The organism is Lysobacter enzymogenes, assembly GCF_023617245.1.
Lineage (GTDB): Bacteria > Pseudomonadota > Gammaproteobacteria > Xanthomonadales > Xanthomonadaceae > Lysobacter > Lysobacter yananisis.
In genome coordinates this window covers 3,204,156-3,226,830 of sequence record NZ_CP067396.1, presented here as the reverse complement: position 1 = coordinate 3,226,830, position 22,675 = coordinate 3,204,156, and the positions used below count along the sequence as shown (strand labels likewise).

Below are 22,675 nucleotides of genomic sequence, written 5' to 3'. Positions count from 1 at the left end.
GTCAGTACGGGCTCGCGGTCGGGCGTACGATCAGTTCGCTGACGTCCACGTGCGCGGGCTGCTCGACCGCATAGGCGACCGCTTCGGCGATGGCCTGCGCGGGCAGCGCGACCTCGCGGAACGCCTTCATCGCCTCGCGCGCGCCGGCATCGGTGATGGTGTCGGCCAGTTCCGACTCGACCACGCCCGGCGAGACGATGGTGACGCGGATCGTGTCGGTCTCCTGGCGCAGGCCGTCGGAGATCGCCCGCACCGCGTACTTGGTCGCGCAGTACACCGCGGCGTTCGGCCACACCGCGTGGCCGCCGATCGAGGACACGTTGACGATCTGGCCGCGGCCGCGCGCCTGCATGCCGGGCAGCGTCGCGGCGATGCCGTGCAGCACGCCGCGCACGTTGACGTCGAGCATGCGGTCCCATTCGTCGATCTTCAGCGCGCTCAGCGGCGACAGCGGCATCACCCCGGCGTTGTTGACCAATACATCGACCGGGCCGAAGCGCTCTTCGGCGAAGGCGACGAAGCCCTGCATGTCGTCCAGGCGGGTGACGTCGAGCTCGCGCCAGGCGACCTGCGCGCCGGCGCCGGCGAGTTCGCGGCACAGCGCGTCCAGGCGCTCGCCGCGGCGCGCGCCGACCACGACGCGGTGGCCGCGCCGGGCCAGCTCGCGCGCGGTGGCCTCGCCGATGCCGCTGCTGGCGCCGGTGACGAGGATGGTTTTCGGGGAAGCGGTAACGAGGCTCATGGCGGAATTCCTGTCGGGGGAGGCGGCACCGGTGCGGCGCCGCGGTGAGGCAAATGCTAGGCAGCGGGCGGGGGCGGGCTAAGACCCGATCGTGGCCGGTCCTTGCCCATTCCTATCGAGCCGGCCATGCACGCCCGCGCCGGCCGGTGGGGCGGCGGTATAGTCCTTGCCTGTTCCGCACGCCGCCCCGTTGCCCATGTCCGCCACCGATTCCGCCGCGCGCCGCGCGCGCATGGTCGAACTCGTCGCCCGGCTCGCGCCCGGCGAGGGCTACACCCGTTCGCGCCTGGATTCGGTGAGCCTGATGCGCTGCGAGCGGCCGGTGCAGCGCACCCCGGCGCTGTACGAGCCGAGCATCGTGATCGTGGTGCAGGGCCGCAAGCGTGCGTTCCACAACGACCGCGCCTACGTCTACGACGCCCAGCATTACCTCGCGCTGGCGGTGCCGCTGCCGTTCGAGACCGAGACCGAGGCCAGCGCCGACGAACCGATGTTCGGCATCGCCCTGCGCATCGATCCCAGCGCGATCGCCGAACTGGCGCTGTCGCTGGACCGGATGCGCCCCGACAGCGAGGTGCCGCCGGCGACGATGGTGGCCTCGCCGATGGACGAACGCATGAGCGACGCCGCCGTGCGCCTGCTCGAAGCGCTGTGCGATCCGGCCGAAAGCGCGCTGCTGGCGCCGGCGATCGCGCGCGAGATCGCGTTCCTGGCGCTGACCGGCGAGCAGGGCGGCAGCCTGCGCGCGGCGATGGCGCAGGGCGGCCATTTCGGCCGCATCGCCAAGGCATTGCGCCGCATCCACGACCAGTACGACCGCAAGCTCGACGTGACCAGCCTAGCGGGCGAGGCGAGCATGAGCGTGCCGGCCTTCCACGCGCGCTTCAAGGCGGTCACCGCCGCCTCGCCGATCCAGTACATCAAGGCGATGCGCCTGCATCAGGCGCGCCTGCTGATGATCCGCAACGGCTGCGCCGCCGCCGACGCGGCGCGCCGGGTCGGCTACGAGAGCGCGTCGCAGTTCAACCGCGAGTTCAAGCGCATGTTCGGCCGGCCGCCGCTGGAGGAAGCGCGCGAGTTGCAGCGGATCCTGCGGGTGTCCGAGCCGGTGCAGGCGACGGCGGGCCGCGCCGCGTCGTCGTACTGATCGCGCGCGTCGGCCGCGCTGTTCGGCCGCGCTAGAACGCGACCTGCGCGCGCAGGCCGAGGGTGCGGCCCGAATCCGGCCCCTGGAACGCACCGACCTTGTTGTCGGTCTTCCAGAACACGTAGTTGAGCATCAGCCGCGACCAGTCGTTGAGATACCAATTGACACCCAGCGTCCAGGCATCGCCGTCGCCGCCGCGGGCGGCATCGGTGAAGTCGTAGCGGTCGTAGCGCACTGCCAGTTCGAACGCGCCGATGCCGCCCTGGTCGACCGGCCGCAACACCCGGGTCGCGGTCCACACGCCCGAGCGGCGGCTGAAGCCGGGTTTCTCGCCGGTCAGCAGCCAGCCGGCGTAGACCGAACTGGCCTTGTGCCGCACTTCGCCGACGGTGTCGGATTCGATGGTGCGCACCGTGCGTTCGCCGAACAGCCAGCCGCTGCGGTAGACCGCGCCGAGTTCCGCGCCCCAGGCACGGTCGTTGTCGACGTTGGCGATGCTGCTGGCCGAGACCCGCACCTGATCGTTCCAGCCCAGCGCGACCGGCGAGGTCTTGTTGATGCTGACGACATCGGCGCCGAGTTGCTCGTACCAATACCAACCGCCGAGATGGACGAAGCCGTCGCCGCCCTTGAGCGGGTTCCAGTGCGCGCGGGCGAGGTAGGCGACGGTGTCGCTGGTGTCCCCGGCGTTGCCGACGTCGTCGCCGGTCACCGCGAGGCTGGCGTGCCAGCCGTCGCCGAACACCTTGGCGCTGAGGCCGAGGCCGAAGTAGCCGCTTTGCATGCCGCCGACCGAGGCGACCGCGTTGCGCTCCATAAACGGGGTGGCGACGCCGCTGGTGGCGCCGTCGAGGCTGCGGTCCTTGAGCTTGTTGCCGAGGTAGAACTCGACCGCGTGTCCGCCCAGGCGGGTGTCGTAGGACAAGTAAGCGTCCTTGAGCGTGACCTCGTTGCCGGCGAAATCGGCTTCGACCTTGTAACCCAGCGCGCCGAATTCGCCCTCCGCGCCGAGGCGCGCGCTGGCGAGGTCGCTGCCGGAGAGGTTGCGCGCGCCGAACGAGGAGCCGCGGGTGAACGTCTGGTCGAGCAACAGGCGGCCGCGCGGGCGGAACGTCATCCGGCCGTCGCTACTGCTGAATTCCGGCGCGCCCTTGCGCCAGTTCATGCGCGCGCCGTCGCCGTTGCCGCCGCCGGTCGCCGCTTGCTGCGCCACCTGCGCCTGCAGGATCGCCAGTTCGTCGTCGCGGGTGTCGGCGACCGCGGCGGCGACCTGCGCCTGGATCGGATCGGCTGCGACGGGCCCCGCGGCCTGGCGGCGTTCGAGTTCGGACAGGCGTTGGCTGAGTTCGCGGATCTGCTCGGCCTGTTGCCGCACCAGCGCGCGCAGGTCGGCGTCGCTGGCGGGGGCGTTGGCGGAGTCGGCGGCGAAGGCGGGCGCCGCGCACGCGGCGAGGCTCAAGGCCAGCGCGTACGCGGCCCGGTCGGTGTGGCTCATGGCGATGGCTCCCCTGGATCGCGGCGCGCCGGACGATGCGGGCACGCCGTTGCGGTGGTGCGGTGTCAGTCCCCGTCTGCGTCGTCGCGGCGTGCGGACGGCTTCGGTTTTGCGGGCTTGTCTTGCGCGGGCGCCGCGGCCGTCGCGCCGAAGAAACCGTGGCTGCGCGCCCAATGCGCGAACAAGCGCGGCCATTGCGCGACCAAGGTCCCCGGCTGGCCCAGTCCCCAACTGTGGCCGCCGCGTTCGAACGCATGCAGTTCCACCGGCACGCCGATCGCGCGGGTGGCCTGGAACATCGCCAGGCTGTGGCCGATGTCGGCGATCGGATCGTCCGCCGCCTGGGCCAGGAACACCGGCGGCATGTCGCGGCGCACGTGCGCTTCGACCGAATACGCCTCGACCGCGTCGGCCTGCTTGCCGAGTTCGCGGCGCGAGCGGGTGGTGTCCAGCGGCGGCTTCAGCGACACCACCGGATAGATCATCGCCAGGAAGTCCGGACGCGCGGATTCGCGGTCGGCCGCGTCCAGCGGCGGATACAGCGGCGCGTCGAAGCGGGTGCCGGTGATGCCGGCCAGATTGCCGCCGGCGGAGAAACCGATGACGCCGATGCGCTGCGGATCGACGCCGAGTTCCGCGGCGCGCGCGCGCATCAGCCGCATCGCCCGCTGCCCGTCCTGGAACGGCGACACCGGGCTCCAGCCGTCGCCGGGCAGGCGGTAATACACCACCGCCGCGGTCACGCCGATGGATTGCAGCCACAGCGCGGTCGGCCGCGCCGCGCCGCCGATCTGGATGCGGAAATAGCCGCCGCCGCCGAAGATCACCGCGGCGCTGCCGTTGGGGCGCTCGGGGCGGTAGATCTCCATGCGCGGCTGCGCGATGTTCGACACCGCGCCGCTGGCGCTGCCGTCGCGGCCGGTGCGCTCTGGCCCGCGCACCGGCGAGGGCCACTGGTCGGCCGGCCACAACGGGACAACCTCCGGCGCCGGCGGCGCGGCATGCGCCGGCAGCGCCGCGGCGGCGGCGGACATAGCGAAGGCGCAAGCCCAAGCGAACGCGGTTTTCATCGGACCGGCGTCTCCGGCGGGGTTTCAGGACAGCGCAGTTGTAGGCGCAGCCGGCGTCCGCGCCGATAGCCTATTGGTAGTACCGGCCGCGCCGCCGCCGGCATCGTGAAGATCGTGACCGGCGTGGGCCGATACGCATTTGACAGCCGTCGAGAGCGCTGTCTAGAGTCGGGCGGTGGTCGTTCGCAGCAGTCCCGCATCGCGGGCCCGCCCGCGGCACAAGCGGCCACGACGCTTGAAATCGAGGCCTGGCACGGCGGATTTCGATGCATGCGACACCGCTGCCCGGGCGACATCCAGTACTCAGGGAGGAACAGCAATGCAAAGCAACGATCTGGTGTCGGGCTGGCTCACCGGCGCCGAAACGGTCATGGGCTTCGACAACCCGGCCGGTCCGCTGTACCTGGAAGGCGAGAACGCGGTCGAAGACGCGGCGCGCGCGCCGATCACCCATTCCACCTCGATCTCGACCTGCCCGACCGGCCGCTGCTACTGCTGCATGTAAGCCGGATCGGAACCGGCTGGGGTCCGGTCTGATCCGACGGTTCGTCCACGCCGGTCGCTAGTTTCGGCGCGCAGCCTTCGCGGGCTGCGCGTCGTTTCGGCGCCGCATCGGCGATGAGCCCGCTTCGCGCTCGGGCCCGCTGCACGCCGCCGCATCCGCTGCGAATCCGACTCCCATCGTTACTGCGCCGCGTTCGCCGCGCGCCGCAGCGACGGGTGTCGCGCGCACCGCGACAACCGCAATCTTCCATACCGTCTGCCAAGGATCGTCGACACGATGGCCGAACCCGAGATCCAGGAGGGCTTCGGCCCGATCATCGACCACTTCACCGCCACTGCGCGCGAGGCGCTCGACGCCGAACTCGCCGCGCGCTGCGGCGATCTCGATCCGCGCGAAATCGAACTGATCCGCGCCGCCGGCGCACACGCCTTCTACGCCAGCGCGCGGCTCAAGCTCAACCGCGTGCTGCTGCTGGAACTGCACGCCGCCAAGCACCTGGGCGAACTCACCGCCGCCGACGAGCCCGGCCGCTTCGCCCAGTTCGTCGCCAAGGCGCTGAGCCCGCAGTTCGCGCAGATCGTCGAACAACGCTATCCGCCGTTGTCGCAGCGCCTGCAACGTTCGCTGCGCCAGCAAGGCGCCGCGATCGCGACCCTGGCCGCGCGCATCCACGCCGACCGCGACGCGCTCGCCGTGCTGATCGGCCGCGCGCCCGGCCGTCTGCTGTCGATCAAGCTCGGCGAGGGCGACCTGCATGCCGGCGGCCAGACCGTCGCCAAGCTCGCGTTCGAAGGCGGGCAGGCGATGTACAAGCCGCGCTCGCTGGTCATCGATGCGATCACCGACGGCTTCCTCGGCCAAGTGTTCGAACACGACGGCCGCATCCGCGTGCCCGCCGTGCTCGACCGCGGCGACTACGGCTGGGCCGCGTTCGTGCAGCACCGCTATTGCGACGGCGAGGCCGAATTGCGCAACTTCTACCGCGGCCTCGGCCACTGGCTGGCGCTGCTGCGCCTGCTCGGCGGCACCGACATCCATCTGGAAAACCTGATCGCCGCCGGCCCGGTGCCGGTGGTGGTCGACGTCGAAAGCCTGTTCGCGCCCGAGCGCCCGGCCGCGGCCTCGCGCTTCGGCCAGGCCTACGACCGCACCCAGGACCTGATCCAGAACTCGGTGCTGCGCACCGGCATCGTCCCGTTCCGCTCGCGGGTGATGGGCGCCGGCCAGGCCGACCTGTCCGCCGCCGGCTCGCTGCCGGGCGAACAGCCGCAGTTGCAGGTCCCGGTGATCGTCGGCGACGGCACCACCGACGCGCGCGTGCAGATGGTCGAGACATCGATGGACATCTCGCAGAACCATCCCAGCGCGAACCCGGAGGTGTCGCGCTACTGGGACGAGATCAGCGACGGCTTCCTCGAAGCCTCGCAACGCCTGCGCGAACTCGACGCCGACGGCCGCCTCGCGCAGTGGCTGTCCGCGTTCGAAGGCTGCCAGGTGCGCGACGTGCGCCGCACCACCCAGCTCTACGTCGAAGTCGGGCGCATGCTCTGGCACCCGGCCTCGCTGCACGAAGAAGACAAGGCCATCGAACGCGCGCGCAAAGTGTTCGCCGCCAGCGCCGGCGGCCCGCCGCCTACGCCGGAACAGATCGCCAGCGAGATCGACGACCTGCGCCACGGCGACATCCCGCTGTTCGTCGCCCCGCTGAGCGCCGCGCGCATCGCCCAAACGCTCGACGGCTGGCGCCACATGCGGATAGAACTGGAAGACATGACCATCCGCAGCTCGCTGGTCGTGACCCAACTCAACAGCGGCACCGACGGCCCCGGCGAACGCGACAGCCGCTCGCATTACGCCCGCAACGTCCGCCGCGACAACCTCGAACAACGCCGCCGTGCGCTCGCCGCCGACATCGTCGAACGCCTGCTGCGCGTGTCTGTGCGCGGCGACGACGGCTCGGTGACCTGGATCTCGCCGGAAAGCTTCGGCGGCTCCGGCTGGCACGTACAACCGCTCGGCGGCGACGCCTACTTCGGCCTCGGCGGCATCGCCGTCGCCCTGGCCGGCTACCGCCACGAAGTCCACGCCGGCCGCGCCGACCTCGTCGCCGGCCTCGACGAAGCGCTGGACGGCGCGATCCACTCCTTCCACACCCTGACCGAAGTCGACACCCCGCCGACCGTCGGCGGCCTCAGCGGCGACGGCAGCCGCATCTGGGCGTGGCTGGTCCTGCACGGCCTGCTCGACCGCCCGCAACTGCTGGCCAACGCCGTAAAGAGCGCCGAAACCCTGGAACGCAAAGGCTTCGACGACGACCCGAGCCTGGACCTGTCCGACGGCAGCAGCGGCGCCATCGTCCCGCTGATCGAACTCGCCCGCGCCAGCGGCGACTCGCGCTGGCTGGCCCTGGCCGCGCGCGCCGGCGAGCGTCTGGAATCGTTGGCCCAACGCGACGAACGTGGATTGGCGTACTGGCGCCTGCCGGGCTACGACGACCCCATTGGCGGCTTCGCCCACGGCGCCTACGGCATCGGCTGGGCGTTGGCGCGCCTGGCGCTGAGCGACGCTGGTAGCGACGAAGACCGTCAGCGCTGGCGAGCGCTCGCTGACGGCGCCTTCGCGTTTCAGGATTCGATGTATGACGTTGCTGTCGGCAACTGGCGCGATGTGCGTATGGTCAACACGATCAACTTTCCGACTTGGTGCAATGGCGGCGTTGGCATTGGCCTCGCCGCGGCGGATCTATATGCCCGCACTGGCGACGCCGTTGCGTTACGAGATATGCGCCGCGCCGTGGCGGTGTCGCGAGGGCAGTGGGGGTTCACCCACACCCTGTGCCATGGCGATTTTTCGTTATGGGAGTTGCTGGCCCGTGGGGCGCGGCTCGATCCCGAGGAATGTGCGGCGGACCTCGAAGAAGCGACCGCTCAGGTGGTGTCGGCGATCGAGGAGCATGGGATCGTCGGCGGGATTACCCGCCGGGCGTTCACACCGGGATTGATGACCGGGTTGGCGGGGGCGATTCATGGGTTGAATCGGTTGCATCCGGCCTGTTGGGTGGCTTCACCGTTGATATTGGAGTGTGAGACTGAGAACAGATCGACGCTTGTATAAAATCTGCCAGGCTAAGGTTGTTTTTTATTTTTATAGGATTGCATGGAGGGAATTCGATGGGTGACTATATTAATCATCACTATATCCCAAAGTTTCTTCTAAAAAAATGGGAGGGCGGCAGGGATGAAAAGTTATCTCAAATGCGATGGATAAGGGGAAGGATTTGCGAGAAACGTTTTAAGGCTAAATCTGTGGCGTATCGAGAGCATCTTTATTCAATGGATCGATTGGCCGCTCAGCCAAATGTTGATATTGAGCCAAAGTTCATGAGTAGGCATATCGACGATCCTGCAGCATTAGTTCATGAGTCTATAATAAAAAATGATTTCAATGAGATGTCGGATAAGCTCCGCGCCACCTGGGTCCTTTTCCTGGTGTCACTTATATATAGGGGGCCGGAGGCTGTGGAGCTTGTGAGAGAGCGCGGAATTGATGCGCTCAGCTCTCAATTTGAAGTGAATGGGGAGATGTCTGAACCGCTAAAAAAGCTGCTTGAATTATATCTGAGTCGGCATCCTTCTTTGCTAGATTTCGGTGTTTATGCTCTTCCCGTATTAATCCAGGACTCCTCTTATAATAAGATTATTTATGACTGCCCTTGGTATCTGCACGTGCTTCGCTGTGAGGACAAGCTTCTTATTGGGGATCGTCCGTTGGTTTTCATTAAAGGTCGGAAAAATGGAGGGATCTTCTATCTTCCATTGGCTCCAAATTTAGCGTTCTTTGCGTCAACCTCATCGGTTGTGTGGAAGGATTTCATCTTAAACCGAAGTGACCAAAATTTAGTCAGGATCTTGAATCGGGAGATGGTTGAGCAGGCAAGTATTTACGTGTGGGGAAGTGATTTCGATCACCAAAAGCTATTGAATCAGAGGCTTTTGCCAACTCGCGCCGGGCTAGCTCTTGGTATAGGAAAGAGGTCAGCGGTTTAGAAAATTGTTTCGTCTTGGTGGCTAATTCTCGTTGCGGGAATGTGCGTTATTTAGCTGAGGTCGAGCAATATTCGGAATTAATTGAATTTCTTGAGTTGCGCATCTTTGTGGGGTTGATTTAATTTTAAATAAATATTATATGAAAATATTATTAATAACTTTTCCTGAATTTACTAAAGATGCCTGATTTTTTTGGTGCGCCTTGCAGTCAATGTTTATTGAGGGGGCTTCAGCAAATGTTTCAGGATTCGAGCCAGGTCATTTGCTCTGAAGTAAAATTGTATCTGCGCATATGGTTGCTGCCTTCCTTCGCGTCGTTGTGAGATGGAAATAAAAGAAATATGTAAGTACGAGCTAGGCTAAGTAATTCAGATACGTCTGATTGACGTCGGCGTACGACATTTGCACAGTAGGCCAACACGGAGCTTCTAACTCCTCACACAGCGGAACCCACCCCGTTATCAGTGGGCCTTCACGCCTGACGAGGAGTCTCCGTATGTCCCGCAAGTCCAAGCGCATGCCCCCGCAAGAAGGGGTGCTCATGCCCGTCGACGCGTTCAAAGCCCTCTCCGCCTTCCAGCAGGAACTGCACGGCATCGTGCGGACCCTGCAGCCCGAGGCGTTGATCGAAATCGGCTATCCGGCCGGGCAGGACCCTCGTTTGTTGCGTGAGGTCTTTCAGGCGCTGGCCCGGCGCCTAGACCCGGTTATGGATGCTTGTGTCTGGACGCCCTTGGCGGACGAGGCCGTCGGGCCGATAAGGTCAGGGCGTCTGCACTGAGGCCAGTGGGTTAGGTCTTGGCGATGTCAGGGCGGTTGCCCGCTCACCAAGCCCCGGCAACCGACCGATAGGGCTCGGTTACGGTCCAGACAATACCGACCGCAAGCAAAAATGCCTTGCGCGCAAGCCGAAAAGCGTTGCGCGCAAAGCAATCTGCTTGGCGGTTGAGTCAATTTCCCTCGGCCGCGAGCCGCGCCGGGCGGGCCGCGACCCTGCGTATCCCGGCCGCAAGCCAATTCGCCTCGCGCTTGGGCCGCGAAGGCTTGCGCGCCACGGTTCATCCCTTGCGTTCGTAACGCTAATTAGCTTGCACGCGAGCCTTTTGCCTTGCGCGCAAGGCGTGGCGCTTTGCGCTTGGAGCAAAACGCCTCGCGCACGAGGCGTTCTGGCTTACGAACGCAACACTCTGAGCGTTGCGCGCAAGCCGGATAGGTCGCGGACGACCCGTGAAGTATTGCGACCGGGCCTCGGCGGCTTGCGCGCAAGCTATGAAGCCTCGCTCGTGGGCTCGCACGCCTTGCGACCGGGCCGGCGCGTGTCGTGGGCGCCGGCCCAGGCCGCGGTCGAGTTATCGCTTGGCCGCAGCCCCCGGCGACACATAGAACTCGGCGATCTTCGGAATGAACCGCTGCGGATTCGCCCCCGCAAGATTGGTCAAAACCACGACAGCCAAGCCATCGTCCGGATAGACGATGAAGGCCGCGCGGGCGCCGCCGATGCCGGCCACTTGCCGCGGCGGCGCGGCCTGCAGCACCGGCCAGCCGGCGCCCCAGGCGCCGTCGCTGCCGTCGTTCAATGTCTCCGGCGTCCACATGCGTTGCACGGCGTCCTTGGGGATCAGGCGGCCGTTCGATACGGCGATGAGCCAGTGCGACAGCTCTTCGGCCGTGGTCTGGATGCCGCCGCCGGCCCACAGGCTGTAGGGGATGTCGTAGATCCAGCGCGACAGGCGGTCGCTGTCGTTCTTGGCCAGGGTGCCGCGTGGGGTGTGGCTGTAGATGGCCGCGGCGTTGGGCACGAGGTCGTAGCTGTCGCCGAAGGTGGTCAGCGGCATGCCCACCACGGCGAACTGCCGCTGCGCGAGGTATTGCTCGTAGGGCATGCGGGTCTGTTTGACGATGATCTGCGCCAGCAGGCCGTAGTTGGTCTGGTTGTAGGCGAAGCGCTGGCCGATGGGGGCGTCCAGGGGCAGGGCCTTGACGGCGTTCCATGCGGCGGCTTCGTTGCCGCCGCCGATCAGGCCGCGTTGGTCGACCATGTCGGGCAGGCCGGACGTGTGGCCGAGCAGTTGGCGCACGCGGATCGGCCGCCAGGCGGCGGGCAGATCGTCGAGGTAGCGCGAGGCCGGGGCGTCGAGGTCCACTTGCCCGGCCTGCGCGAGTTGCATCAGGGCGACGCCGGTGAAGGATTTGGTCGCGGAGTTGATTGGGAACAGGGTCTTGGGCGTCGCCGGCACTTTGTTTTCGACGTTGGCGTAGCCGTAGCTCTCCGACAGGACGATCCGGCCATCCTTGATCACGGCGAGCTGCAGGCCGGGGATGCGCTGTTCGGCCATGGTCTGGCGCACGTACGTCCGGGCCCGTTCGTTGGCGTCTTGCAGGGTGGTGGCTGCGGGGGCGAGACACGGGAACGACATCAGCACCGCGGCGATGATCGCGGTGACGCGGAGTTTCTTAGGCAGCATGCAGTTCCCTGTGGCGTATCCGCCGATGAGGTGATGTCCGACCCTGGCCGGGCGGTGCCGCGGCCAGCCCGGTGGGTGGATGTGCCGGGCGGGACGAGGGTTTAAACGCTCCTTGTCCCGCCGGGGGAGGTTCGGTCCGCGGCCCCGAACTCTTACAATGCCCCGGTCCCCCTGCAAACCGGCCGCGTCCCCGCGCCGGCCTCGCGTTCCTCCCGTTCCCCAGACACGGCGCCCCACCGCGCCATCGGATGTATCGCATGCTTCGACTGACCGACCTCAAATTGCCGTTGGACCACCCCGAGGCGGCGCTACGCGAGGCGATCGTGGCGCGGCTGGGGATCGCCGCCGACGAGTTGACCGGCTACACCGTCGCCAAGCGCAGCTACGACGCGCGCCGGCGCGGGGCGATCGTGCTGATCTATTCGGTCGATGTGGAGACGCCGCGCGAGGCCGACATCCTGCGGCGGCTGCAGCTGGACGCCGAGGCCGCGGAGTTCGCGAAGGCCAGCGACGGCGGCAAGGTGATGCGCACGCCGGATACCAGCTACAAGTTCGTGGCGCGTGCGCCGAGCGAGCTGCCGTTGCGTCCGCTCGTCATCGGCATGGGGCCGTGCGGCCTGTTCGCAGGGCTGGTGCTGGCGCAGATGGGCTTTAAGCCGATCATCCTGGAGCGCGGCAAGGCGGTGCGCGAGCGGACCAAGGACACCTGGGGGCTGTGGCGCAAGAAGACATTGAACCCGGAGTCGAACGTGCAGTTCGGCGAGGGCGGGGCGGGCACGTTCTCCGACGGCAAGCTGTGGAGCCAGATCAGCGATCCCAAGCACTACGGGCGCAAGGTGATCGACGAATTCGTCCGCGCCGGCGCGCCGGAGGAGATCGCCTATGTCAGCAAGCCGCATATCGGCACGTTCCGGCTGGTGTCGATGGTCGAGCAGATGCGCGCGACCATCGAGTCGTTGGGCGGCGAAATCCGCTTCAGCCACCGCGTCGACGATCTGCTGGTCGAGACCGACGGCGACGGCGTCCGCCATGTGCGCGGGGTGACGTTGGAAAGCGGCGAGCAGTTGCGCGCCGATCATGTGGTCATGGCGCTGGGCCACAGCGCGCGCGACACGTTCGCGATGCTGCATGCGCGCGGCGTGTTCGTCGAAGCCAAGCCGTTCTCGATCGGCTTCCGCATCGAGCATCCGCAGTCGCTGATCGACACCGCGCGGTTCGGTACGCAGGCCGGGCATCCGCTGCTCGGCGCGGCCGATTACAAGCTGGTGCACCACTGCCGCAACGGCCGTTCGGTGTACAGCTTCTGCATGTGCCCGGGCGGCACCGTGGTGGCCGCGGCGAGCGAGCCGGGGCGGGTGGTCACCAACGGCATGAGCCAGTATTCGCGCAACGAACGCAACGCCAATGCGGCGATCGTCTGCGGCATCACGCCGGAGGATTTCGCGCCGTACGGCGAGGGCCCGCTGGCCGGCATCGAGCTGCAACGGTACTGGGAAGCGCGTGCGTTCGAGCTCGGCGGCGGTGAGTACGAGGCGCCGGGGCAGTTGGTCGGCGATTTCCTCAAGGGGCGCGCGTCGGGCGAGTTCGGCACGGTGCAGCCTTCCTACAAGCCCGGCGTGCGCCTGGGCGACCTGGCGCCGTCGCTGCCGGAGTACGCGATCGCCGCGATCCGCGAAGCGCTGCCGGCGTTCGACAAGCAGATCCGCGGCTTCGCGATGCGCGACGCGGTGCTGACCGGGGTCGAGACCCGCACCTCGTCGCCGGTGCGCATCACCCGCGGCGAGGACGGCCACAGCCTGAACACCCGCGGCCTGTTTCCGGCGGGCGAGGGCGCGGGTTATGCGGGCGGTATTTTGTCGGCTGGCGTGGATGGCATCCGAACGGCCGAGGCGGTTGCGTTGGATATGGTGTCGCGCAGCGCGGGCGCCTGAGCGTCGAGGTCAACGACCGCACGTTTTGCGCGGCGGTGCGATCCGGTCACTGCTCGATACGGCCGAGCGGCTTAGGGGCGCCGAACGGCAGCGTCCCCGGCGCCGAATGAATTGTTGCGGCGCGGCACGGTTCGCCGCTGGGCCGGCCCTCCCTTTCTGGTTACTCTTCCCGTCGCAGGGGACCAGAGCGCCTGCGGAATGGAATTCCAATCGAACAGGGGGAAACATGGACTTTGGCGTCATTGGCCCGATCAAGCTCAGCCGGCATGGAAAGAAGCGGTTGATTACCGCGGATTCGATGAAAGAGCTGATCGAGGAGTTGGAAAGCAAGGAAGAGGGGTTGTCGGAGGCTTGCGGTTGCTACGTGTTCGCCAAGCAGACCGGGAAGGGGCTGATGCCGTGGTATGTGGGGCAGGCGTGCAAGCGGCCGTTGGCGGCAGAGGCGCTCAATCCCTCCAATCGCGAGAAATACAACACGGTGCTGGATGCGAAGGGCAGTCCCGTCCTGTTCTTCCTGCCGCTGCGTACGCCGTCCGGAAAGCTTCGCAAGCGGCCGAAAGGCGTGGGCCGCATCCATGCGTTGGACTTTCTGGAACGGTGGCTGATCGCCGCGGCGCTGGAGCGCAACCATAAGCTCAAGAACAGTAAGGAAACGGCGTTCCTGCGCACCATCCATGTCACCGGCATCCTCAATGCCCGAAAGGGCGGCTCGACCAAGGCCTCTCGCGATTTGAGCCGCACGCTCTGGCCGTAGTCCCGAGCGAAATTCGCGGCCGCAGCGCCTGACGGCCGGCGCGGGCAACCGCGCCGATCAGCGCTCGACGTTCGGGATCAACGCCGTGGCAAACGGCCCAAGCACGCTCCAGCCCAGGCGCGCATACAGGCTGCGGCCGTCCTCCGTTGCGACCAACAACTGCGGAGTGGCCACAGACGTGTTCGCGGTCGCGAGCGCGGCCATCACCGAAAGGCCCAGCCCTTTGCGTCGATGGTCGGGGGCGGTTTCGATCCGATCGTAGACGAAGGCGTCCGCGGTCTGCGCGGCGTTTCCGCTCGCAGCCAGTTCGCCGTCGGGAGCGAGGACGCTGGCTCGGGCGAAGGCTCCGGCTCGATGCAGTTCCAGCGTGTAGCCCGGCGGTAGCGGGCGGGTGTCGGTCGGGGCCGCGGTCGCGATCATGAAGTAGTTCGCCTGCTGGATCTGCCAACGAGGCGGCAATGCGCTGCGTAATTCTTCGGCAGTGCCGGACAGCTTCAAATAATGCAGCGGTGCGGTGATTTCCTCGGCGATTTTGCGAAGTCCTTCGCACAGTCGGGGGAACACCCAGCGCCGGGTTTCCTTGTCGGAATGCGTGTCCACGCGCCAGCCGCCGCGGTCGGGGACGGGTGCGGGGGCGTTGCGGGCGATGCAGTGCGCGGTCTGCCAGGCGAGGACGAGCGCGGGATCGAGAAAGGGCATGGCGTGGCGGTCTTAAGGCTTGCGCTCGGGCAAGCCGCGGTGGCGAGGGGGGCGAGTGCGCTGCGGTGTCGGTGCGGCCGCGCGGTGGCGCGCACTAGAGCATGCGGGTGTCTCAATGGCTGGGACGGCGGGCGGCTTCGGGCCAGACCTGGGATACCCGCGGCAAGGCGTCGTGCAAGCCAGCTGCTGCAGGCGTCGAAACAAATCGCTGGGAGCGGCGCTCAGCGCCCCGGCGCCGCTCGGCACGCGGCGCGGACCTTGTCGGCCCAGGCCCGGTCTGCGGGGGCCACCAACACCACCCGAAACCCATGTGCCTCGCCCTCCATCGCCACGCCGGCCGAGTCGTCGACCAGCACATCGATACCGAACGCGGGCGGAAACTTGGACGGTGCGACGGCGCGGCCGCGCAGCGCCTGCGCATGGGCGTCGCCGTTGACCACGCCGGCCAGGCGGATGCCGGCGCAGCGCAGCCACGGGCGCAGGTAGGACGGCGAGCGCAGCGACGAGGTGTAGATCCAGACCTCGTGCCCGTCGGCCTGCAGTTCGCGCATCAGCGCGGCCGCGCCTTCGCGCAGCGGTTCGCGCCACAGCAGGCGCAGCGGGAACGGCAGCCGCGCGGCGGGGAACTGGCCGGCGCCGAGCGGGGTCAGGGTACCGTCGATGTCGAAGGCGATCCGCATGGCGGCGGGCTAGCTGAGGCTGCGCGCCTCAGGCTGGTGATCGCTGGCCGCTTGGGAGATGTCGTGGGCCTTCTTGATCATCGCGTCGTCCAGCCGCGACCACGTACCACGCCGCACGGATTCCTCGGCAGGGGAAATCTCCACTTCGTATTCCTGATGGAACAACGGGAAGTCGGGACCGCCCGTCACGGCCGAGGAACTGATCTCCACCTTGGAGCGGGCGGTGGGCGCGAACGGGTCGGCATGCGTGATCAGCACCTCGTGCCTGATGATCGTGTTGTCGGACTGCGAGATCGGCGCTTGGTAGTAGTAGCACGCGCGCCGGGTCAGTCCGGCCACGTGCTCGCGCAGCCACAGGCGCGGATCGGAGGCGTGGAACGCCAAAAGAATGTCTTCATCCGTAATGACTCTGGCCATCTGCGTTTCCTGGGTGAGTGTGTCTGTGCGGTCGGCGGCCCGGCGGGCCGCCGCCTCATTCCTCGCCGCGCAAGTATGCGCGATACACCGCGCGATCCTTGCCGCCGCGCTTGGCCTCGTACAGCGCCATGTCGGCCGCGCGCAGCAGCGAGGCGTAGCTGTCGCCGAGCGCGGGCGAGGCGGTGGCGGCGCCGACGCTGATGGTCACGGTTTCCTGCGGCGCGGCGCGGTGCGGCAGGGCGAGTTCGCGGACGCCGTCGCAGATGCGTTCGGCGATGCGCAGCGCGCCCTCGGCCGAGGTCGCCGGCAGCACCACGGTGAATTCCTCGCCGCCGTAGCGCGCGGTCAGGTCGGCCGGGCGCAGCGCGTGCTGGCGCATCACCGAGGCCACGTCCTTGAGCACTTCGTCGCCGGCGAGGTGGCCGTAGTAGTCGTTGTAGCGCTTGAAGTTGTCGACATCCAGCATCAGCAGCGAGAAGTCGTCGCCCTGGCGCACCGCGCGCCGCCATTCGCTGTCCAGGTAGGAGTCGAGGTAGCGGCGGTTGTTGAGGCCGGTCAGGCCGTCGACGTCGCTGAGCCGGCGCAGGGTCTCGTTGAGTTCGAGCAGGCGCTTCTGGTGCTCGCTGAGCACGCGGTAGGCTTCGTCGCGCTGGATCTGGTTGAGGTAGGCGCGGGCGTGGTGGCGCACGCGCGCGATCAGTTCGATCGAGTCGGGCAGCTTGACCAGGTAGTCGGTGGCGCCGGTCGAGAACGCCTGGCTCTTGACCAGCGCGTCCTCCTTGCTCGACAGCACGATCACCGGCACGTTCTTGAGCCGGGGATGGATGCGGTAGTGGTGCAGCAGGGTCATGCCGTCGACGTTGGGCATGACCAGGTCCTGCATGATCACGTTCGGCTGCAGCGCTTCGGCGGCGGCGACGGCATCCAGCGCCTGGGCGCAGTAATGGAACTCGATGTCGCTTTCGCTGGCCAGGGCGCGGCGTACCGCTTCGCCGATGATCGGCTGGTCGTCGACCAGCAGCACCACCAACCGGTGTTGGCGCAGGTGCGCGGGCAGGTCGCTGGGAGTGGGGAAGGTGGGTTCGCTCATGGGGAGGCGGTCTGGGTCTGGGCGAATAGGTCGCGCACGCGCGCGGCGATGCGGTCCAGCGGCAGGATTTCGACCGCGGCATCGAGTTCGGCGGCGGCCTTGGGCATGCCGTAGACCGCGCTGGTGGCGCGGTCCTGGGCGATGGTGTGGTGGCCTTGGTCGCGCAGCAGGCGCAGGCCGGCGGCGCCGTCGCGGCCCATGCCGGTCAGCAGCACGCCGACGATGGGGCTGCGCCAGTGGTCGGCGACGCTCTTGTAGAACACGTCGACCGAGGGGCGGTAGGGCAGTTGCGCGGGTTCGCGCACGTAGTCCAGGCGCGCGTCGGCGCGCAGCGATAGGTGGTCGTTGGTCGCCGCCAGCAGCACCCGGCCGGGTTGCAGGGTGTCGCCGGTGTTGGCGATGCGCACCGGCAGGCGCGAGTAGCGGCCGAGCCAGTCGGCCATGCCCGGGGCGAATTTTTCGTCGATGTGCTGGATCACCGCGACCGCGCCGGCGAAGTCCGCGGGCAGTCCTTCCAGCAACCGCGCGACCGCCGACGGGCCGCCGGCGGAAGCGCCGATCGCCAGCAACGGGTGCGCGGCGCCCGACGCCGGCGCGCGCGCCGGCAGCGGCCGCGGCGGCGCCGCGGTCAGGCGGCCGATCAAATCGATCTTGGCCAGCAGCTTGTCGGCGCCGCCGTTCTCTTCGCCGCCGAGCGAGGGCATGTCGGTGGCGTCGAGCGCGCCGTGGCCCATCGCTTCGAACACCATCGCCGCGTTGGCGCCGACGCTGACGGTCACCACCAGGATCGGGCAGGGGCTGGCGGCCATGATCCGGCGGGTGGCTTCCACGCCGTTCATGCCGGGCATGACCAGATCCATCAGCACCAGATCGGGCGTGTCGCGGGCGCAGTGCGCGACCGCGTCTTCGCCGCTGGCGGCGGCCCAGGCGACGCGGAAATCCGCGCGCCGCGCCAGCACGCGCCGCAGCGCCTCGGTGGCGATGCCCAGGTCGTTGACGATGCCTATCCTCACTGCGGGGTCCTTCGGGCGGCGTGCGGCCGCGCTGTGGCGTGGTTCATTCCAGCGGCCCTCCGACCAGATCGACGACCGCCTGCATCAGCGCGTCCTCGTCGAAGCCGGCCTTGCTCAGGTAGAAATCGGCGCCGGCATCGAGGCCGCGGCGGCGGTCTTCCTCGCGGTCCTTGTAGGACACGATCATCACCGGCAGTTCGCGCAGGCGCGGGTCTTTCTTGATCAGCTCCACCAGCTCGATGCCGTCCATGCGCGGCATGTCGATGTCGGTGACCACCAGGTCGAAGCGGCCCAGGCGCAGCGCGTTCCAGCCGTCCATGCCGTCGACCGCGACTTCCACCGCGTAGCCGCCGGCTTCGATCAGCTTGCGCTGCAGTTCGCGCACGGTCAGCGAGTCGTCGACCACCAGCACGCGCTTGCGCTCTGCGGCGCCGGCGCTGTCCTGGTGGCGGACCTGGGCGAGGTGGCCGGCGGCGACCAGGCGCTCGATCGAGCGCAGCAGGTCGTCGATGTCGACGATCAGCACCGGCGTGCCGTCGTCGAGGATGGCGCCGGCGGCGATGTCCTTGACCTTGCCCAGGCGCGGGTCCAGCGGTTGCACGATCAGTTCGATCACCGAGCCGAAGCGGTCCACCGCCAGGCCGTACAGGTGTTCGCCGTGGGCGCCGCCGATCACCACCACCGGCAACTGCGCGCCGGCGGCGGCCGCGTCGCCGCCTTCCAGCACCTGCTGCGCGGCGACCAGGCCGATCTCGCGGCCGCCGAGTTCGAAGTACTGGCGGCCTTCCAGCGAGCGCACCTGCTCGCGCGAGACCAGCGCGGTGGCGACGATGCGCGCCAGCGGGAACGCGTAGGCCTCGCCGCCGATGTCGACCGACAGCGCGCGCAGCACCGAGGTGGTCAGCGGCAATTGCAGCTGGAAGCGCGTGCCCTGGTCGGGCTGCGAAAACACCCGCACGTTGCCGTGCAGTTGCTTGGCCATGTTCTGCACCGCGTCCAGGCCGACGCCGCGGCCGGAGATGTCGGTGACGGTCTCGCGCAGGGTGAAGCCGGGCAGGAACAGGAATTCCAGCAGTTCGTCGTGATCGAAGCGCGCGGCGGTGTCGGCGTCGGCGAGTCCGCGCGCGATCACCGCGCGGCGGATGCGCTCGGCGTCGATGCCCTGCCCGTCGTCGCCGATGCGGATTTCCAGGCGGCCGGAGACGTGGCGCGCTTCCAGCCGGATCTCGCCTTCGGCCGGCTTGCCGCGCGCCAGCCGTTGCGCCGGCGCCTCGATGCCGTGATCGACCGCGTTGCGCAGCAGGTGGCCCAGCGGCGCTTCCAGCCGCGACAGCACGTCGCGGTCGACCGGGGTGCGGTTGCCGACGATCTCCAGCCGCGCTTCCTTGCCCAGTTCGCGGGCGAGGTCGCGGACCATGCGCTTGAAGCCGCGGGTGCCGTCGGCGAACGGGCGCATGTGGCTGGCCAGGGCTTCGTCGTAGAGGCCGTGGGCGACGCCGGCCAGGCGCCGGTCGAACGCGTCCAGCGCGGCCACGCGTTCGCCGAGCAGGCGCTGGCCTTCGGCGAGGTCGGCCTGGGCGCGCGCCAGCAGTTCGGCGGAAGGCGCGTCGGCGGCGAGGCCGGCGTTGCGTTCGGCCAACTGGTCCAGCGCCAGCGCCGAACGGCGTTGCAGTTCTTTGACCCGCGCCAGCGAGCGGATGTAGGGATCGAGCCAGCGCGATTCCACCAGCGCCTCGCTGGCCAGGCCGAGCATGCGGTGCAGGTTGCGCGCGGCGATGCGCAGCACGCGTTCTTCGGTTTCCTCGCCGGCCTCGGCCGGCGCGGCGTCGCCGGCCGGTTCGAGCGCGTCGGCGGCCGGCGCGGGCGCGGCCAGGGCGGCGTCGAGCGCGGCGCGGAACGTCAGCACCGGTTCGATCTCTTCGTTGGCCCAGGTCGCGGCGGCTTCGGCCGGGGTGTCGGCGATGCGGCCGAGCAGGTCGACGCCGCGCAGCAGCACGTCGACGATCGCGCGGTGCAGGTGCAGGCGGTCGTGCTGGGCCTCGACCAGGCAGTCTTCCATCGAATGGGCGACCGCGACCGCCGCGCCGAGGCCGACGATGCGCGCCGCGCCCTTGAGCGAATGCGCCGCGCGCATGCACTCCTCCAGGGTCGCCGCCGCGGTCGGGTTGCGTTCCAGCGCGAGCAGGCCCTCGGTCAGCACCTGGCGCTGGGCCTCGGCTTCCATCCGGAACAGGTCGTGCAGCGAGCGATCGCGCAGCGAGTCGTGGCTCATGCGGTCCTCGCTCATGAAATCCGCCGGTCCAGCGCGTGCAGCAGCAGGTCGGCGTCGAGCAGGCCGATGCGGCGTTCGCCCCAGGGCAGCACGCCGGTGGCGAAGCGCGCCACCGCGTGGGCGACCGTGGACGGCACCGCGCGCACGTCGTCGAGCGGGTAGCGCAGGCTGCCGTGGACTTCGTCGGCCTCGAACGCCAGCGCGCCTTCCGGCGCGGCCAGCACCACCAGCCGGCGCGCGCCGCCGCGCACCGCCGGCGCGGGACCGGTCTGCAGCAGCGCCGGCAGCGCCACGCACACGGTCAGGCGGCCGCGCACGTTGACCAGGCCGCGCAGCGCGGCGTCGCGCCGGTGCGGCAGGCGATGGACCGGGCGCAGTTCCAGCACTTCGTCGACCAACGCGGTGGTCAGACCCAGCCATTCCTCGCCGAGGCGGAACACGAACGCGCTGGCGGCGTCGCCGTGCTGCTCCACCGCGCCCGCGGCCAGGCGCGCGGCGGCCGCGGCGAGGTCCTCGCGCGCCGGCGCGCGCTCCAGCAGGCGGGCGACGGCGGAGCGGGCGTGGCCGCGTTCGCCGCCGGTCGCCGCATCGCCGAGGTCGGATGCGCTCATCTCAGGGGTTCCTGTCGCGGTGGCGCGCGGCGCGCTGGCGCATCAGCCGGGCGCCGGCCGCGTCGCCCTTGGCGTCGAGCAGCAAGGCCAGGTGCATCAGGCTTTCCGCGTGGTCGGGTTGCAGGTACAGCGCCTTGCGAAAGGCGTCTTCGGCGCGGGCGTCGGCGCCGTCGGCGCCGTAGATCACCCCGAGCAGGCACAGCGCCTCGGCGTTGGGTCCGTGCGCGCGCAGGTGCGCTTGGCACAGCCGCTCGGCCTGGGCGAAGTCGCCGTTGTCGGCGAGGCGGCGCGCCTGCGGCAGCGAGTCGTCGGCGGCCTGCGCGGGCGCGGGCGGCGAGGCCGGCGCGGGGCGCGCCGCCAGCGCGGTGGCGACGGCCGCGAACGGGCGCGGACGCGCCGCGGCCGCCGGCAGCGGCGCCAGCGCCGGCGCGCGCCACGGCTGCTGCGGCGCCGGCGCGGGGACCGGCGCGCTGCGCTGGTTGCGGAACGCGGCGGCCATCGGGATCTGCGCCGAGGCGTAGCCCAGCGACAGCAGCAGGCCGGTTTCGGCGGCGCCGACGAACAGCAGGCCGTCGGCGGCGAGCGCGCGCGCCAGCACGCCGACCGCGCGCACCTGGGTGTCCTGGTCGAAATAGATCAGCAGGTTGCGGCAGAACACCGCGTCGAAGCTCGCCGCATCGGGCAGGAAATCGATGGCCAGCAGGTTGGCGCGATGCAGGCGCACGCAGCCGCGCACCGCGTCCGACAGCTGCCAGCGGCCGTGGCCGAGCGCGCGGAAGTGGCGGTCGCGGTAGCGCAGGTCGCCGCCGCGGAACGAGTTGGCGCCGTACACCGCGTGCCTGGCCTTGGCCAGGGCGCGTTCGCTGATGTCGTAGGCGTCGATGCGCAGGCGCTGCGGCGGCCAGCCGGCATCGAGCAGGGCCATCGCCAGGGTGTAGGGTTCCTCGCCGGTCGAGCACGGCAGGCTCAGAAGCCGCAAGGGCGCGTTGCCGGGCTCGCTGAGGCGCGACGCGAACGCGCGCGCGAGCGCGTCGAAGGCTTCGACGCCGCGGAAGAACCAGGTCTCCGGCACCACCACCGCTTCGATCAGTTCCTGTTGCTCCAGCGGCTGCGCCTGCAGCCGCCGCCAGTAGGCGTCGGCCTCGGCGACGCCGAGCGCGCGCATGCGCCCGGCGATGGCGCGTTCGACCACGCCGGGGCCGACCGCTTCGGCGTCCAGGCCCATCGTGGTCTTGAGCCAGCGCTTGAAGGCGGCCGCGTCCATCAGGCTTGCGCCGCCTGCTGGAACAGCAGGTCGTGGACGTCGTCGGGCAGCAGTTCGCGCACGCCGATCCATTGCAGCAGGCCGTGCGGGTCGCGCGCGACCGGGCCGAGGTAGCGCGCCTGCGGCTGGTCCACGCCGCTGGGCGCGAACGCCTGCGGTTCCAGGCGTACGGTGTCGAGCACGCGCTCGGCCAGCAGGCCGAGCCGGCGCGGCTGGCCGGCGCGGTCGCGGTAATCGGCCAGCACGATGCGCGTGCTCATCGCCGCGCGCGCCGGGCGCGCCAGCGCCAGCCGGCACAGGTCGATCAAGGGCACGACTTCGCCGCGGTAGTCGAACACCCCGGCCACCGCGGGATGCGCCTGCGGCAGCCGCCGCAGCTCGACTTGCGGCAACACCGCCGTCACCGTCGCCGCGTCGATCGCGTAGCGTTCGGCATCGAGCTGGAAGACCAGGAACAGCACGCGCGCGGCTCCG

General features: G+C 68.9%; 20 protein-coding genes. 7 read left to right on the top strand and 13 right to left on the bottom strand.

Annotated features, from left to right (window positions below):
- Window position 1: 1 nt before the first annotated feature.
- A complete protein-coding gene (locus JHW41_RS13280; protein WP_057947535.1) occupies window positions 2-742 on the bottom strand; it encodes an SDR family oxidoreductase in 741 nt (246 codons plus the stop codon).
- 196 nt (window positions 743-938) lie between these two features.
- On the opposite strand from JHW41_RS13280, the gene JHW41_RS13275 reads away from it, so the two are divergent.
- Window positions 939-1,889, top strand: coding sequence for an AraC family transcriptional regulator (locus JHW41_RS13275; RefSeq protein WP_250442552.1), 951 nt, complete (start codon window positions 939-941; stop codon window positions 1,887-1,889).
- A 31-nt stretch (window positions 1,890-1,920) separates the two neighbouring features.
- Here JHW41_RS13275 and JHW41_RS13270 read toward each other — a convergent pair whose 3' ends face one another.
- The gene (locus JHW41_RS13270) at window positions 1,921-3,384 is read right to left on the bottom strand and encodes an OprO/OprP family phosphate-selective porin (RefSeq protein ID WP_250442550.1); all 1,464 of its coding nucleotides are present in this window, start codon (window positions 3,382-3,384) and stop codon (window positions 1,921-1,923) included.
- Window positions 3,385-3,449: 65 nt separating this feature from the next.
- A complete protein-coding gene (locus JHW41_RS13265; RefSeq protein WP_250442547.1) occupies window positions 3,450-4,418 on the bottom strand; it encodes an alpha/beta hydrolase in 969 nt (322 codons plus the stop codon).
- A 355-nt stretch (window positions 4,419-4,773) separates the two neighbouring features.
- On the opposite strand from JHW41_RS13265, the gene JHW41_RS13260 reads away from it, so the two are divergent.
- From JHW41_RS13260 to JHW41_RS13245, 4 genes are all read left to right on the top strand, one after another.
- Window positions 4,774-4,959 carry a DUF6229 family protein gene (locus JHW41_RS13260; RefSeq protein WP_057947538.1) on the top strand — a complete coding sequence of 62 codons (186 nt, stop codon included), beginning with the start codon at window positions 4,774-4,776 and terminating at the stop codon, window positions 4,957-4,959.
- Between the two features lie 276 nt (window positions 4,960-5,235).
- Window positions 5,236-8,073, top strand: coding sequence for a type 2 lanthipeptide synthetase LanM family protein (locus tag JHW41_RS13255; RefSeq protein WP_250442546.1), 2,838 nt, complete (start codon window positions 5,236-5,238; stop codon window positions 8,071-8,073).
- A 56-nt stretch (window positions 8,074-8,129) separates the two neighbouring features.
- Window positions 8,130-9,005, top strand: a complete 876-nt coding sequence (locus tag JHW41_RS13250) for a DUF4238 domain-containing protein (RefSeq protein WP_250442544.1) — start codon at window positions 8,130-8,132, stop codon at window positions 9,003-9,005.
- A gap of 496 nt (window positions 9,006-9,501) precedes the next feature.
- Entirely contained in the window at window positions 9,502-9,786 is a 285-nt protein-coding gene (locus JHW41_RS13245; RefSeq protein WP_250442542.1) for a hypothetical protein, read from the top strand.
- 568 nt (window positions 9,787-10,354) lie between these two features.
- Here the strand turns inward: JHW41_RS13245 and JHW41_RS13240 are convergent.
- Window positions 10,355-11,428 carry a serine hydrolase domain-containing protein gene (locus JHW41_RS13240; protein ID WP_428995541.1) on the bottom strand — a complete coding sequence of 358 codons (1,074 nt, stop codon included), beginning with the start codon at window positions 11,426-11,428 and terminating at the stop codon, window positions 10,355-10,357.
- Window positions 11,429-11,727: 299 nt separating this feature from the next.
- Between JHW41_RS13240 and JHW41_RS13235 the strand changes: the two genes are divergently transcribed.
- Entirely contained in the window at window positions 11,728-13,401 is a 1,674-nt protein-coding gene (locus JHW41_RS13235) for an NAD(P)/FAD-dependent oxidoreductase (protein WP_250442540.1), read from the top strand.
- 226 nt (window positions 13,402-13,627) lie between these two features.
- Window positions 13,628-14,155, top strand: a complete 528-nt coding sequence (locus JHW41_RS13230) for a hypothetical protein (RefSeq protein WP_250442538.1) — start codon at window positions 13,628-13,630, stop codon at window positions 14,153-14,155.
- A gap of 57 nt (window positions 14,156-14,212) precedes the next feature.
- Here the strand turns inward: JHW41_RS13230 and JHW41_RS13225 are convergent, their stop codons facing one another.
- The 9 genes from JHW41_RS13225 to JHW41_RS13185 all read right to left on the bottom strand — a co-directional run bounded on the left by JHW41_RS13225 (window position 14,213) and on the right by JHW41_RS13185 (window position 22,662).
- Window positions 14,213-14,854, bottom strand: coding sequence for a GNAT family N-acetyltransferase (locus tag JHW41_RS13225; protein ID WP_250442536.1), 642 nt, complete (start codon window positions 14,852-14,854; stop codon window positions 14,213-14,215).
- Window positions 14,855-15,075: 221 nt separating this feature from the next.
- The gene (locus JHW41_RS13220; RefSeq protein ID WP_250442533.1) at window positions 15,076-15,534 is read right to left on the bottom strand and encodes a hypothetical protein; all 459 of its coding nucleotides are present in this window, start codon (window positions 15,532-15,534) and stop codon (window positions 15,076-15,078) included.
- A gap of 9 nt (window positions 15,535-15,543) precedes the next feature.
- The gene (locus tag JHW41_RS13215) at window positions 15,544-15,951 is read right to left on the bottom strand and encodes a hypothetical protein (protein WP_250442531.1); all 408 of its coding nucleotides are present in this window, start codon (window positions 15,949-15,951) and stop codon (window positions 15,544-15,546) included.
- A 55-nt stretch (window positions 15,952-16,006) separates the two neighbouring features.
- The gene (locus JHW41_RS13210; protein WP_250442529.1) at window positions 16,007-17,041 is read right to left on the bottom strand and encodes a diguanylate cyclase domain-containing protein; all 1,035 of its coding nucleotides are present in this window, start codon (window positions 17,039-17,041) and stop codon (window positions 16,007-16,009) included.
- Entirely contained in the window at window positions 17,038-18,054 is a 1,017-nt protein-coding gene (locus JHW41_RS13205; RefSeq protein ID WP_250442526.1) for a chemotaxis response regulator protein-glutamate methylesterase, read from the bottom strand. The genes JHW41_RS13210 and JHW41_RS13205 overlap by 4 nt, the downstream gene beginning before the upstream one ends.
- Before the next feature lie 43 nt (window positions 18,055-18,097).
- Window positions 18,098-20,341, bottom strand: coding sequence for a hybrid sensor histidine kinase/response regulator (locus JHW41_RS13200; RefSeq protein WP_250442524.1), 2,244 nt, complete (start codon window positions 20,339-20,341; stop codon window positions 18,098-18,100).
- Window positions 20,338-20,937, bottom strand: a complete 600-nt coding sequence (locus JHW41_RS13195) for a chemotaxis protein CheW (protein WP_250442521.1) — start codon at window positions 20,935-20,937, stop codon at window positions 20,338-20,340. Before JHW41_RS13195 ends, JHW41_RS13200 begins: the two co-directional genes overlap by 4 nt.
- Window position 20,938: 1 nt before the next feature.
- Window positions 20,939-22,201 (bottom strand): CheR family methyltransferase, encoded by a 1,263-nt coding sequence (locus JHW41_RS13190; protein ID WP_250442520.1) that lies wholly within the window; start codon window positions 22,199-22,201, stop codon window positions 20,939-20,941.
- Entirely contained in the window at window positions 22,201-22,662 is a 462-nt protein-coding gene (locus JHW41_RS13185; protein ID WP_250442518.1) for a chemotaxis protein CheW, read from the bottom strand. Before JHW41_RS13185 ends, JHW41_RS13190 begins: the two co-directional genes overlap by 1 nt.
- Window positions 22,663-22,675 lie beyond the last annotated feature (13 nt).

Excerpts from the sequence above, each read along its gene's own strand:
- JHW41_RS13280 (WP_057947535.1), bottom strand. The coding sequence starts at position 742 with ATGAGCCTCGTTACCGCTTCCCCGAAAACCATCCTCGTCACCGGCGCC.
- JHW41_RS13275 (WP_250442552.1), top strand. The coding sequence starts at position 939 with ATGTCCGCCACCGATTCCGCCGCGCGCCGCGCGCGCATGGTCGAACTC.
- JHW41_RS13270 (WP_250442550.1), bottom strand. The coding sequence starts at position 3,384 with ATGAGCCACACCGACCGGGCCGCGTACGCGCTGGCCTTGAGCCTCGCC.
- JHW41_RS13265 (WP_250442547.1), bottom strand. The coding sequence starts at position 4,418 with ATGTCCGCCGCCGCCGCGGCGCTGCCGGCGCATGCCGCGCCGCCGGCG.
- JHW41_RS13260 (WP_057947538.1), top strand. The coding sequence starts at position 4,774 with ATGCAAAGCAACGATCTGGTGTCGGGCTGGCTCACCGGCGCCGAAACG.
- JHW41_RS13255 (WP_250442546.1), top strand. The coding sequence starts at position 5,236 with ATGGCCGAACCCGAGATCCAGGAGGGCTTCGGCCCGATCATCGACCAC.
- JHW41_RS13250 (WP_250442544.1), top strand. The coding sequence starts at position 8,130 with ATGGGTGACTATATTAATCATCACTATATCCCAAAGTTTCTTCTAAAA.
- JHW41_RS13245 (WP_250442542.1), top strand. The coding sequence starts at position 9,502 with ATGTCCCGCAAGTCCAAGCGCATGCCCCCGCAAGAAGGGGTGCTCATG.
- JHW41_RS13235 (WP_250442540.1), top strand. The coding sequence starts at position 11,728 with ATGCTTCGACTGACCGACCTCAAATTGCCGTTGGACCACCCCGAGGCG.
- JHW41_RS13230 (WP_250442538.1), top strand. The coding sequence starts at position 13,628 with ATGGACTTTGGCGTCATTGGCCCGATCAAGCTCAGCCGGCATGGAAAG.
- JHW41_RS13225 (WP_250442536.1), bottom strand. The coding sequence starts at position 14,854 with ATGCCCTTTCTCGATCCCGCGCTCGTCCTCGCCTGGCAGACCGCGCAC.
- JHW41_RS13220 (WP_250442533.1), bottom strand. The coding sequence starts at position 15,534 with ATGCGGATCGCCTTCGACATCGACGGTACCCTGACCCCGCTCGGCGCC.
- JHW41_RS13215 (WP_250442531.1), bottom strand. The coding sequence starts at position 15,951 with ATGGCCAGAGTCATTACGGATGAAGACATTCTTTTGGCGTTCCACGCC.
- JHW41_RS13210 (WP_250442529.1), bottom strand. The coding sequence starts at position 17,041 with ATGAGCGAACCCACCTTCCCCACTCCCAGCGACCTGCCCGCGCACCTG.
- JHW41_RS13200 (WP_250442524.1), bottom strand. The coding sequence starts at position 20,341 with ATGAGCGAGGACCGCATGAGCCACGACTCGCTGCGCGATCGCTCGCTG.
- JHW41_RS13195 (WP_250442521.1), bottom strand. The coding sequence starts at position 20,937 with ATGAGCGCATCCGACCTCGGCGATGCGGCGACCGGCGGCGAACGCGGC.
- JHW41_RS13190 (WP_250442520.1), bottom strand. The coding sequence starts at position 22,201 with ATGGACGCGGCCGCCTTCAAGCGCTGGCTCAAGACCACGATGGGCCTG.